Consider the following 13,630-nt stretch of genomic DNA (forward strand, 5'->3'; position numbering starts at 1 on the left):
TGATAACATTAACCAATACATGACCATGAAGAAACTTATATTTTGTGCTGCCTTATTAATAGGGCTATCCACCCAATTGCTTTTTGCTCAGAAACTCCCGAATAAAAGTAAGGTATTAAAGGCATTAAAATCTACCAATGCCTATTTCATGAACAAGTGGCCTGATGCTGGAAAATCCATCATTACCAACAAAGAAAGGCCAAGTAATCTTTGGACGAGAGCAGTTTATTACGAAGGCTTAATGGCTTTGTATCAAATTCATCCAGATCAGACATATTACGATTATGCTGTGCAATGGGGAGAGAAACATCAATGGGGATTGAGAGATGGTGTTAAAACCCGTGACGCCGATAATCAGGCCTGCGGACAAACCTATATTGATTTGTATAACATTGATAAAAAGCCTGAACGCATCAGAGATATTAAAGCCTCAATGGACTTAATGATTTTATCCAATAAAGTAAAAGACTGGACCTGGATCGATGCTTTACAAATGGCCATGCCGGTGTTTGCCAAATTAGGTAAAGTTTATCAAGACACTGTTTATTACGAATACATGTACAAAATGTATCTCCATAGCAAAAATGTTGAAGGTGGTGGTTTGTATAATGCAAACGATGGACTCTGGTGGCGGGATAAGGATTTTGTACCTCCCTATAAAGAACCTAATGGTGCAGATTGTTATTGGTCACGTGGGAATGGTTGGGTAGTTGCGGCCTTGGTACGGGTGATGGAAACGATGCCTAAAAATGCAATTGGCTATGAGGAGTATTTAAAAACCTACCATGAAATGATTAAAGCTTTGGTGCCTTTGCAACGTGCCGATGGTTTCTGGAACGTAAGTTTACATGATCCAAACCATTTTGGCGGCAAGGAAACATCTGGCACAGCTTTATTTGTTTATGGCATGGCTTGGGGTGTAAATCAGGGTATTTTAGATCAAGCAACTTATCTGCCTGTGATTATAAAAGCGTGGAATGCCATGGCGAAAGACGCCGTACATTCAAACGGGGTTTTAGGATATGTGCAAGGAACAGGAAAGGAACCAAAAGATGGACAACCAGTGAACTTCACTCATACACCTGATTTTGAAGATTATGGCTTAGGCTGCTTTTTGTTAGCAGGAACAGAAGTCTACAAATTAAAGAAATAACGCTTCTATTGCTTCTGGTCATTCATAGTGCTGTTGTTATTCAGAACGCAGTGAAGAATCTGCAAGCGATGAAATACAGGCTGTTGAGATTGCAGAAAGCAATTAGTAGTGAATTTTGGTGAACCATACCTCACCATGACGAAGTTAAAATTTAAAAGAAAAAAATGAAAACCGCCTTTAAAATGAAACTCAAACCAGGTTTCGAAGTAGAATATAAAAAGCGACATGATGAAATCTGGCCTGAGCTGTCTGCATTATTAAAAGAAAACGGAGTAAGTGATTATTCCATCTTTTTAGATGAAGAAACCAGTACTTTATTCGCAGTACAGCAACAGAACGGAAATTCATCTCAGGATCTTGGAAGCACGGCTATCGTTCAGAAATGGTGGGCCTATATGGCCGATATCATGGAAACAAATCCAGATCAATCTCCTATATCACAACCCTTAACACTGGTATTTCATCTTGACTAAGTCTGATAAAATGAAAAGATTTATTGCTTCTATTTTAGTTTGCATAGCTTTCTTAAGCAGTGTAGAAGCACAATTGCCTGCAAAAAAAATGGTGGGCTGGCCTAAGGTAGAAAACCAAATGAAACCATGGACCAGGTGGTGGTGGATGGGCAATGCCGTTGATGACCAGAACCTCGATGACATTTTACAAAAATATGCCACTGCTGGTTTAGGTGGGGTAGAAGTAACGCCCATCTACGGCGCTGTTGGCTTCGAAAAACAATATCTGCAATTCCTTTCACCCGCCTGGATGAATGCCCTGCATTACACGGTAAAAAAAGCAAATGCTTTAGGGATGGGTGTGGATATGAATACAGGAACCGGATGGCCATTTGGAGGGCCGCAAATTAAACCAGAATATGCAGCGACCAAACTGATCATTCAGGATTATAAACTGAAGGCTGGTGAGCAATTGTCTGAACCCATAAAGGTGAAAGAAGCAAAGCAGGATTTTGCTACTTTGCAGGGCTTAACGGCTTATGGTCCAAATGGGGTAGTTGAAAACCTTCTTCCTTTACTTCAAAAAGATGGTACTCTGTCTTGGTCGCCTAAATCAGGAGTGTGGAATATTTATGCTGCTTTTTCTGGAAAAACAAGGCAATTAGTCAAGCGTGCGGCTCCGGGAGGAGAAGGTTTTACACTCGATCATCTGGATCAAAAATCTGTTGATGTATATTTGAAGCGGTTTACTGATGCTTTTAATGACCAACCACAAGGCATCAGGTCTTTTTTTAATGATAGCTATGAAGTTTATGGCGCTACCTGGACACCGACTTTTTTCAATGAATTTAAAAAGAACAGGGGTTACGAGCTTGAAATGCACCTCAGAGACCTTGCAAGCCAGGACAGTACGGATGAAAACATTGCCCGTTTAAAATCAGACTACCGGGAAACAATGGATGAGCTGCTGCTGAATAACTTTACTAAAAACTGGACCAACTGGGCGCATGGCTTAAAATCAAAGACAAAAAATCAATCGCATGGTTCACCGGGTAATCTGCTCGATCTTTATGGAGCGGTAGATATCCCGGAAACGGAGACCTTTGGTTCCAGTGCCTTTGATATTCCCGGTTTGCGCCGAGACACTGCCGATATCAGAAATGTAGATCCAGACCCGATTATGAGTAAGTTTGCTTCTTCTGCAGCCCATACCAATGGAAAAACACTGGTGTCTTCAGAAACTTTTACCTGGCTAACCGAGCATTTTAAAACCGCTTATTCACAGTGTAAACCGGAGGCTGAGCAGCTGTTTTTATCGGGTATTAATCATATTTTTTATCATGGCACTACTAACTCTCTAAAGGATATCGCCTGGCCGGGATGGTTATTTTATGCCTCCGTTGAAATGAATCCCAATAACAGCTTATGGCCGCATGCCAATGGACTTAATCAATACATTGCCCGTTGTCAATCCATACTGCAATCAGGAAAACCCGATAACGAACTGCTAATTTACTGGCCAATTTATGATGTATGGAATAAAGCAAAAGGCTTGGATATGCCACTGAAAGTACATGATGTAGATGAGTGGTTACATCCTACGGCATTTTATAAACTGGCAAAAGATTTATCAAAGTCAGGTTATGCATACGATTTTACTTCTGATCGGGTATTAAGCCGTGCGAAGGTTAATGATCATTTACTACAGACATCAGAAAATGCATCATCATACAAAGTACTTATTATTCCGGAAAGTAAACTGATGAGTTTAGAAACCTTGAATCATATTGTAGCGTTGGCAAGCAAAGGCGCAACGGTTATTTTTCAGCAACTGCCAAAAGATGTTCCCGGTTTAAATGATCTGGAGAAGAGGAGGGCGAAACTGAAATCGGTACTAGCCGGTTTAGCCTTTCAGCCAGATGCCAATGGCCTTTCAAGTTTTAAAACTGGAAATGGAGAAATCATTTTAGCCAGTGATATACAGCAGGCACTTACTCAGCGCCATATTAACCGCGAAAAACTTACAGGTGTGGGGCTGGAATTTATCAGGCGAAAAAATAACGGCGACACTTATTACTACCTGGTAAACCATACAGCGAAAGATATCGATACTTATTTAACCATTAATGCTAAGGGAAAAGTGGTGATCATGGATCCGCAAAACGGAGCAATAGGTTTGGGGGCGATGAAAGAAAATCAGGTTAGGGTACAAATTAAATCAGGACAAGCACTTTTCCTGAATGTGCTAAATAAACCTATCCAAAATGGAGTATGGAAGTATCTTAACCAAGCGGCTAAACCTATTTCCATTACCCAGCCATGGACATTGCATTTTACAGCGGGTGGACCAGTGCTTCCAGCTGATCAGCAACTGGATAAATTAATCTCGTGGACAGATTTAAAAGATCCAAAACTTAAGGCTTTCTCCGGAACAGGTTTGTATACCAGCCATTTCACTTTACCTACAAAAACCGCAAAAGAATATTTGCTTAGCCTTGGTCAGGTAGATGAAAGTGCAAAAGTATGGATCAATGGAAAAGAAGTGGGGATTTTGTGGAGCATCCCATTTGAAGCCCGTATTAGCAAGTATTTAAAGCCAGGAACTAATACCATCAAAATAGAGGTGGTTAACCTGATGGCCAACCGCATCCGGGATATGGATATCAGGAAAATTCCATGGCGAAATTATCATGAAATCAATTTTGTAAATATTGATTATAAACCCTTTGATGCTTCGAACTGGTCTGTAATGCCATCCGGATTGATCGGCCCGGTGTTAATTACGCCGTATAACTAAATTAACAAATTATCTTTAAAAATATGATGAAATTATTTTACTTGCTTACTTTACTAATCGTCTTTTTACATCCCGTAAAGGCACAGGATTATGATATTGCCCGTTATGGTGTAAAGACAGATAGCACTATCGTTCAGACGAAAGCGATTCAAAAAGTAATTGATAAAGCCTTTGCAAAAGGTGGTGGAGTGATTGTCATCCCGAAAGGAACTTATTTAACAGGGGCATTGTTTTTTAAACAAAAAACCAGTCTAGTGTTGCAAGAAGGGGCGGTGTTGAAAGGTTCGGATGAAATTAAGAATTATCCTTTTATTCCTTCCCGAATGGAAGGACAGAGTCTGGATTATTATGCAGCCCTGATCAATGCCTATGGTGTAGATGGATTTAGCATTAAAGGGCCCGGTACCATCAACGGCAATGGATTGAAGTTCTGGAAAATCTTTTGGGCACATCGGGAGGAAATGAAGAAATTGGGTAAAGCGTCTACCAATCTCGAAGTCAGCCGACCACGTTTAATCTTTATCTGGAAGAGCGATCATGTTAAAATTCAACAGGTACAGTTGCGCAATTCGGGTTTCTGGACAACTCATTTTTACCAGTGTAATGACGTATTGGTGGAAGATACCAACATTCAATCTCCTTTTAAACCTGTTCCTGCACCCAGTTCTGATGGTATAGATCTGGATGTTTGTAAAGGTGTTACCATCAGAAACTGCTACATCTCCGTAAATGATGATGCCATTGTGATTAAGGGTGGAAAAGGACCTACAGCACATCAATTGCCACAAAATGGAATAGTAGAAGATGTGCTGATTGAGAACTGTACTTTTGGCCCTTCTCATGCCACGCTGACTATGGGAAGTGAATGCATACATGCTAAAAACATTACGATGAGAAATTGTGTGGTAGAGAATGATTGTCCCATTCTGAAATTTAAAATGCGTGGAGATACCTTCCAGTTATTTGAAAATATTACCGTCGATAACATTTCAGGAAATTGTGGGGCTGTGATTGATTTAAACCCTTGGAGCCAGTTTTTTGATTTAGGTGGAAGTGAGGCAAAACCCTTCGGCGTCATTAAAAATATTAAACTCTCCAATATCAAAGTCAAAAGCACAAAATTTGGAGAAATGCAAGGAAATCCACTGGATCAGGTATCGGATTTTAGTTTCAAAAATGTAGAAGTCACGACTCCAAATCCGATACTTAAGAATAAGTATGAAGGCGTGAAATTTGAAAATGTGGTGGTGAATGGAAAGGCGATGGTTCATTAAATACGAAGTATCTAAAGGGCAGGGCGGAGTAAGAATTTTCTATCGGTTGGTATCTCACCAACCGAAAAAAATAGATTTAAACTGATTGGTGAAGCACCAACAATTCATCTATCGGTTGGTGTTTCACCGACCGAAAAAGGGTGCATATAAATTCAATAGGATTAACATATTTTATCTATCGGTTGGTGTCTCACCAACCGAAAAAAATAGGATTAACACATTTAAACTGGTCGTTAAGATACCAATCATTAAATTGATTTTTTATTTAGACTGACGAAGTTCCCCATCGCAAATCCCAGCGAAACTTCGTAAGTGAAATTATCTTACACTCAACAAAGAAACACCTTGTCTGGGTAATTCAAAAACAAACGGACCAGCGCTAGTATCATATTTAATTGCTTTTCCTATAGTTTTCAACTTGCTTGATTTTTCTAGTGTAGCAATTTGTGCAACCGTCGGCTGTTGAGGTGAGCCCATCTTTTTCCAAGCTTCGTACGCATTACTATGTTCATCATCAATGCGAAAATGCTGAATAGTTACTATTTTCTTACCCAGGCCATTTAAGGAGATTGCAACGGTATCTGTTATTCCCTTTTTATCTACATCATGATAATTCCAGATTAAAACAGTAGCCGATTTTTGATCACTTGCTGCCAGCACACCAACATCGGGCGCAGATCTTCTGATACTTGAATCCAGTACAGTTTTAAGTGGATACATGTGGTTACTCTGTACCTCAACACGGTTTCCCTTCATCATGCCGAACATTTTGAAAACATTTAAAACAGGCTTATTGATGCCATTGGTAGCCAGATCCCTGAAACCGGCAAACCAAGGTTGGTTTTCAAATTCAAAAGACCAGCTTACCGCACCTAAAAGATTGATGTTATACTGATCTGTTAATTCATATAACCTGGCAAAAGAAGCTGCGGTATAGCTAGAATACATGGTGCCATTTCGGTATGCATTCTCCGGATTGGTAGACATGCCACAAGCCGCGCAGCCTTCAGGATCAAACTCCCCGATAATGACCGGGATATTTTTTAATTGTGGATATTTGCTGATCACTTTATAGTTGGCCGCTACATTTTGAAGTTCAGCACGAATATTCATCACCACAACGCCATCCACGAATTTAGGTGAGCCTTTGGCATGAAACAAAACGGCATCCAGTGGTGAACCTGTTTTGCCTGTTACATAATTGGTTCCGGTTAGGCAATGGCTGATAAAAGCATCAAGATATTTACTGCCACCACCCGTAACATTTGCCCCACCAATTTTTGCGGTTGGTAATGCCCTTTTTAAACCATCAGCAGCATAATCATATAATTTAAAAAAATCGGCCTGGGTACTTTTCCAGTAAACACCATCAGGCTCATTCCATACTTCCCAGTACCAGCTTTCTACTTCTTTTTGTCCATATCTTTCCACACAATGCTTTACCCATTCATATACCAGATTACCCCATTTCTGATAATCTTTAGGTGGGTAAGACCATCCGGTCATGATTTCCTCATAACGCATTCCTGGTTTCCATTGATGCTGGTAGGGAATGGGTTTTACTGATAAAGCTTCTGGCATAAAGCCAATTTGAGCCAGGGGCTTCATTCCCCGTTTAACATAGGTATCAAAAATGCGGTCTACAATCGTCCAGTTGTAAACTGGATTTCCATTTTTATCTTCAGTATAAGCATTTGAAGAACCCCATTTCAGGGCGGGTGAGCCATCACCAGAGGTTAATAAATTATGGGCACGAACGTAAACAGGAACCGGACTTAAGTTGGAAATATCCGTCAGCAGTTTCTGGCCATCCTTCATATAAGTAAAATTGGGCTCATCGTATCCAAACCAAGCCCATACAGGTTTCATTTCTGCAATTTTTTTATCGAAGTTAACTTTGATATCGGCACGGGTTTGTGCCCAGCCAATGTTAACTATTCCAAAGAGGCCTAAAATTAAAAAAAGTGACTTGAACTGATTTTTCATCATGGGATAGGATCGGTGAAAGGATTTACGTTCATATATTGGTCAGATAAAGTAATCAATCTATGCTAACTAACACACAAAATCTGATTGTAATCAATAATATTTGGTTAAAAATGAATACGATTTTACTCTTTTTATATTTCAGAACGGTCCTGCGCTGTCCTGCAAATTTGCTATAGAGCTGTTACAAGTGAATGGGGTTTTAAATAAAAAGCGCAATCAGCAGATGGCCGATTGCGCTTAAATAAATAAAATGTATCGAATTACCAGCCTGGATTTTGCATGGCTTGCTTTTCAGCAGGACTTAATGCATTACCATTGTTCTTAATCACATCCAGAAAAGATTGCGGAACCGGTCTTAAATAATGTTTACTTTCAATCGGTTTTGCCTCACTGTTAAATGCAGCAGTTCTCGCCACCAATGTTTTGGTACGGGCCAGATCTTCCCATCGTTGTAGTTCACCCATTAATTCTCTTGATCGTTCATTTAATACAAAGGCAATAAATTTATCGCTTTGAGCAGTTGCCCCAATTTTATCAAAAAATTCTCTGTTCGAATTAAAGATATCTCCCTCACTGTTTAAATGCATAGAAGTTAAGGTATTGGCAGTTGTAACCGGAATATTATTGGATTCGAAATAGGTATTTTTATCTGAGTATGATGAAAGGGCTGTAGCATTAGTAGCCGGATTTGTTTTATATGAAATGCCGCCATCAACATAACTCTCCCTGTTTTCACCATCTTTATAAGCAGCCCGGTCCCTTACCTTATTTAAATATGGAATGGCTTGTGCATATTGGCCTAATCGTCCGTAAGCCTCAGCTGCTATGAGATAGGTTTCAGCTAAACGGGCCAAAATACCATCCCGCTGTCCAAATTGTGAAGCCACCAGATTTCTTGATCCATCCATAAATTTAGATAAGGCTACGAACTGGCTCACGCCGTAGTTGCCATGCGCATTTAAATAGCTTTGTGGCTGGCCTGCAAAATACCGCACAAACATACTTGGTTTGCGTCGACCGAGATCTGTTGGAAGTGGGTTAGTGGCATTGGCAACGATTGGGGTATATCGGGTATCACCAGCATCATTCACAATGTACAAAACAGCTTCTTCTCCACCTGCAAATTTAGCCAGGCCAACCTGGGCAGGCGTAGGTGCTGTTGCAGCCGTCCATTTTGGTGCACTCGCCGGATTGTTGGACACATATCTTGTTTTAAAGCTTTTCCAGAATCTGGAATCATTTACCCGGTCAAAAACGTCCAAAGCATAATCTGTAGATTTCAATCGCTGAAATTCACGTCCACCAGCAAGATCACGTACCATTCCTGGAAGCGTTTGATAAACGGATGGATAATATAAGTGAATTTGATTGCCATAACGGCCTTGCGTGGTGATATTATTTGAAAATTGTGCTGCTAAAATCACTTCCTTATTGGTTTCATTGGCACCATCAACTGTGGTGAAGTTCCATAAATCACTGAAATTAGTGGCGAGTGCATAACTGCCACTATTGATTACCAGGTCGGCATATTTAATGGCATTCTGTAAATCAGCTGTTTTGGTGTCGCTATTCCATGAATTGTTGATTTCGCTGGCACGGAAAAGGTATGCCTTTGCTAAAAAGTGTGCAGCTGCCCCTTTAGATATTCTGCCGGTTTCAGTAACAGTTGTCGGCAATAATTCATAAGCTTGGGTAAAATCCTGAATAATTTGTGCATAAACATCTTTTGCAGCACTTCTGGTAAATTCTTCCTGTATGGTTTCAGAGGGTTCTAACTTTAACGGAACTGCTCCAAATTGCTTAACCAGTTTAAAATAATCAAAGGCCCGCATAAAGTAGCCTTCACCCAAACGGGTATTTTTATTGGCACCTTCGTAGTAAACAGGCACATTTTTGATAACGATATTGGCCGAATTAATGCTACCATACATATTGTCCCAAACGGCTGCCACATCCCCCGAAAGTGAATTGAAATTGCCATCGTATGAATTAAACATCTGTTCTGTCCGGTCTCCACCAACCTTAAATTCATCTACGCCATAATTCGTAGTGGTATAAGCCCAGGTATAGTTGAAATGAAACTTTAAACTCTGGTACATACCAATCACTAAGCCATCAAGACCCAGCGCGGTTTGAAAATCGGAGGTATTGTGTGAATTAATGACCTCTTCATCTAAAAAGCTTTTTTTGCAGGATGTCGGTAAAATCATTAATCCGCTTAACAGGGCCATCCCTGATAGTATATTGATAATCTTTTTCATGTTAATTTTGGTTAAAAGCTAGCGTTAATGCCAAAAACAAATCCTCTGTTAAATGTGGAACCACCTAAATCCGGATCAATCCATTTCACTTTTGAATAAATTAAACCAGGGTTAATGGCTTGTGCATAAATTCTTAATCGGGATAAGGTTAATTTCTTCGCAATTTCTGATGCAAAATTGTAGCCTAAAGAGATATTCCTGATTTTAATAAACGAAGCATCCTGATAATTTAAGGCACTTACATATTGGTCACCGCTGGCACTGGCATAATTTGGTGCCGGATAATCATTTGTTGGGTTAGTTGGTGTCCAGTAATCAACCACTCGTTGTGCAAAACGACCTTGGAGTGCTTCTGCTCCGGTTTGAATAAGGAAATTGTAACGTGCAACAATAAAAATAGATAAATCAAATTGTTTGTAGCCAAATGTATTGATTAAACCACCTGTCCAGCTTGGATTATAATGACCCAAAATCTGGCGGTCATTGTTGGCATCTATTTTATAGTCGCCGTTTAAATCTTTAACCTTAATACTGCCGGGACTAAACGTTACGCCATTTAGTTTATACTTTGCAATTTCAGCTAAATCTTCAGGCGTATTCTGCCAGATGCCTTCTTTCACAAAATCATAGGCTACGCCATTTCTTTGTCCAATAAAGAAACGATCAATAACCATATCACCATTGTCTAATTTAACAATCTCATCTTTACTGGTAGAGAAATTCAGAGTAGATTCCCAGGTAAAATCTTTGGTTTTAATATTCACGGTATTTAAGGTCAAATCAAGGCCTTTGTTTTTGGTTGAGCCAATATTATCGTAAGAGGTAGTATAACCATTAACAGAAGCAATTTTTTTAAGCAGAATTAAGTCTGTTGTTTTTGATTTATAAATATCCAGTGATCCACTGATTCTTCCTTTTAAAATATCGAAATCTAAACCCAGGTTATATTGTAAGGTTTTTTCCCAGCTTAACAATTTATTCGGTAACGGAATGGGGTTGGCTAATGAAGCATCTGAAGAAACATAGCCGGTTTGGGCTGAACTGCCATAAGTATAAGTTAAGGGTTGCAACAGGCCAAGGGTGCTGCCAATATCTACTGATGAGTTACCGGTGCTACCTACGCCCAGTCTCAATTTTAACTGATCTACCCATTTAATGTTTTTCATGAAATCTTCCTGCTCCAGTCTCCAGGCTAATGCTGCAGAAGGGAAGAAATCCCATTTGTTTCCTGCCGCAAGCTGTGATGCACCATCCCAGCGTGCTGATGCCGTTAACAGGTATTTGCTGTTAAAACTGTAGTTGGCTCTGGCCATGTAAGAAACCAGGGTTGATTTTCTTAAGTTGGTGTCAAAGGCATCTAAGCCCGTAATGTTTCCGGTATTTAAACCATACCAAAGTGAATTGGGTAAGGAGATCTTGCTTCCGGTTAATGAAGAAGATTCTTCACGGAAGGAAGATGAACTTTGTAATAAGGTTACCCCAAAATTGTGCTTATTGATGGTTTTATCATAATACAATAAATGATCTAGTGTATATGCAAATCTATTGCTCTGATTCAACTGCGCATAGTTGTTGATCGATCCAGGTACTCCGGCATCACGGTTAACAGACTTAGCGTCCTGATACCTGCCATTATAAAAATTTGAAAAATCAGGACCAAAGTTAATACGGTATTTTAAGCCCTTTAATAAGTTTACCTCAGCAAAAATAGAGCCTAAGGTTCTCAAGGTTTTACGAAGGTTAATGTTGTAATCAGCTTCTAAAACCGGATTCTGGATGTTGATATCTCCGCCTGGTAAATTTATTCTGTTGCCATTAGCGTCAAATGGAATGGCTAAAGGCAGCATGCCACGTGCGGCGGCATAAATGTTCCCGGCACCAGACGCACTGGCGGCCTGGAAGCCATAGTTTTGAAGACCATAGGTTGCCGTAAGGTTTGCACCCATTTTAAACCATTTTACCGGGTTTATTTCAACACTCAGTTTGCCACTGTATCTTTCAAAATCCTGGCCCAATTGTGTTCCTGTTTGATTTAAGTAACCAAAAGATCCATAAGCTTTAATTTTATCTGTACCACCACTTACACTCAATACATGATCTTGCGTAACACCAGTTCGGGTTACCAGATCGCCCCAATCAGTTGTGGGTACTAAACTGCCATCAAATACACCATTTACCCATCCTTTATCCAGATTGGTGAGCATGTTTGGATCCTGTTTAAAAATCTCTCTATCGGCTGCTTGAGTGGCAATAACCGGATAATTATAAATAGGTTGGGTATTGGTACCGTTAATGGAGTTCAAATATGCCGTACGGCGGTAAGCATCACGGCGAAACTCAATGTATTCACCAGAATTCATCATATCCATTCGGTCATTCAAAGTTTCGATGGTTGCCGTACCCACATAATCTAAGGTTAATCTTCCGGCCTTACCTTTTTTGGTGGTAACTAAAACCACACCATTAGCACCACGTGATCCGTAAATTGCAGTAGCTGAAGCATCCTTTAAAATATCGATGGATTCAATATCATTGGGGTTAATCGCCTCAATACCGCCAGCTTGCAAGGGGATTCCATCCACCACATATAAAGGCGAATTACTGGCCGTTAGTGATCTTACACCACGAATCAGGATACTTCCGAGTTGCCCCGGGCGCTCATTCGAAGTGATATCCACACCTGCAGCCTTACCTTGAATGGCTTGCAAAGCATTGGTAACTGGTCTTGATCTAATTTCCTCCGCACCAACACTCACCACAGCTCCGGTTAAATCGCTTTTCTTTACCGTGTTGTAGCCCACCACCACAATTTCTTCTAAGTCATTAACGGCATTTTTAATCTGTATGGTAATATTTGTCCGGCCATTTACAGGAACTTCCTGCGTGGTATAACCTACATATGAAATCACCAAAATAGGGTTGGTGGTTCCTGAAGGTATAGTGATGGAAAATGCACCATTTGCATCGGTGGTAGTCACTAAGGTTGTATTCTTAACCTTAACAATTACGCCTACGAGCGTTTCGCCTTTGTCATCTGTAATTTTTCCTTTTACCGTCTCATCAAAATTCTTAATTCCTTTTTTAATGACGAGCGACTCATTTTTAAAAGTAACGGCTGCCTGAGCCGAAGCGCCAACCATCAGCAGTGAAAGAGCAGAGATTCCCATAATCAGGAATTTTTTACCTCCAGATGCATTTTGCCGATGATGTGGCTTTGAATGTAAAGTGAAATACATAGTTTTTGATTATTGATTTGATATATTTAGTTAGTTGGTATTGTATTCTTGCTCTTAGCCAGGCAAAGGTTTTGAACCGGATTAATGTGCTAAGCCTGAACTTCCACGCAATGCATCTTTTTTTGAGGAGTATCTAGTCCTGAATCAATTGAAAATCATGGCAATACCTGATCAATTGTCCTTTATAAATTAATCTTGATAAAAGATTTCCGGAACTTATTTTTTTAACAGAAAATAGTTTTGGTTTGGTTGTTTTGTTTTTTTAGATCTGGTAAGCCATTTTGAATTGAATATCAATGCAAAATTGTTCCATAACCACTCATATTTGGTTTTTTAAGTGTTTAGAATATATCTGGTTAATTGTAGTTACGAGGTTATGACTTTTATTTTGTTAACCCATCCTGATCTATCCTGCTAAAAGGTAAAAATTAACAAATAAGGCATTTCTCTTCCAAAGAAAAGGTGCCG

7 protein-coding genes are annotated in these 13,630 nt (G+C 39.8%); 4 read left to right on the plus strand and 3 right to left on the minus strand.

Annotated features, from left to right (window positions below; genetic code table 11):
* Nucleotides 1-25: 25 nt before the first annotated feature.
* The 4 genes from AN34_RS19625 to AN34_RS19640 all read left to right on the plus strand — a co-directional run bounded on the left by AN34_RS19625 (nt 26) and on the right by AN34_RS19640 (nt 5,676).
* On the plus strand, nt 26-1,153 hold the full coding sequence (locus tag AN34_RS19625) for a glycoside hydrolase family 88 protein (RefSeq protein ID WP_029288449.1): 1,128 nt from the start codon (nt 26-28) through the stop codon (nt 1,151-1,153).
* Between the two features lie 164 nt (nt 1,154-1,317).
* Nucleotides 1,318-1,626: an L-rhamnose mutarotase gene (gene rhaM, locus AN34_RS19630; RefSeq protein ID WP_029288451.1), complete on the plus strand. Its 309-nt coding sequence runs from the start codon at nt 1,318-1,320 to the stop codon at nt 1,624-1,626.
* 10 nt (nt 1,627-1,636) lie between these two features.
* On the plus strand, nt 1,637-4,402 hold the full coding sequence (locus AN34_RS19635) for a glycosyl hydrolase (protein WP_051666735.1): 2,766 nt from the start codon (nt 1,637-1,639) through the stop codon (nt 4,400-4,402).
* Between the two features lie 23 nt (nt 4,403-4,425).
* Nucleotides 4,426-5,676 (plus strand): glycoside hydrolase family 28 protein, encoded by a 1,251-nt coding sequence (locus tag AN34_RS19640; protein WP_029288455.1) that lies wholly within the window; start codon nt 4,426-4,428, stop codon nt 5,674-5,676.
* A gap of 318 nt (nt 5,677-5,994) precedes the next feature.
* On the opposite strand, the gene AN34_RS19645 is transcribed toward AN34_RS19640, so the two are convergent.
* The 3 genes from AN34_RS19645 to AN34_RS19655 all read right to left on the minus strand — a co-directional run bounded on the left by AN34_RS19645 (nt 5,995) and on the right by AN34_RS19655 (nt 13,162).
* Complete coding sequence (locus tag AN34_RS19645) at nt 5,995-7,665, minus strand: beta-xylosidase (protein WP_197285565.1); 1,671 nt, start codon at nt 7,663-7,665, stop codon at nt 5,995-5,997.
* A 260-nt stretch (nt 7,666-7,925) separates the two neighbouring features.
* Nucleotides 7,926-9,926, minus strand: a complete 2,001-nt coding sequence (locus AN34_RS19650; RefSeq protein ID WP_051666736.1) for a RagB/SusD family nutrient uptake outer membrane protein — start codon at nt 9,924-9,926, stop codon at nt 7,926-7,928.
* Nucleotides 9,927-9,937: 11 nt separating this feature from the next.
* Nucleotides 9,938-13,162, minus strand: a complete 3,225-nt coding sequence (locus AN34_RS19655) for a TonB-dependent receptor (protein ID WP_051666737.1) — start codon at nt 13,160-13,162, stop codon at nt 9,938-9,940.
* Nucleotides 13,163-13,630 lie beyond the last annotated feature (468 nt).

This window comes from Pedobacter sp. R20-19 (assembly GCF_000708265.2).
Taxonomy (GTDB): Bacteria; Bacteroidota; Bacteroidia; order Sphingobacteriales; family Sphingobacteriaceae; genus Pedobacter.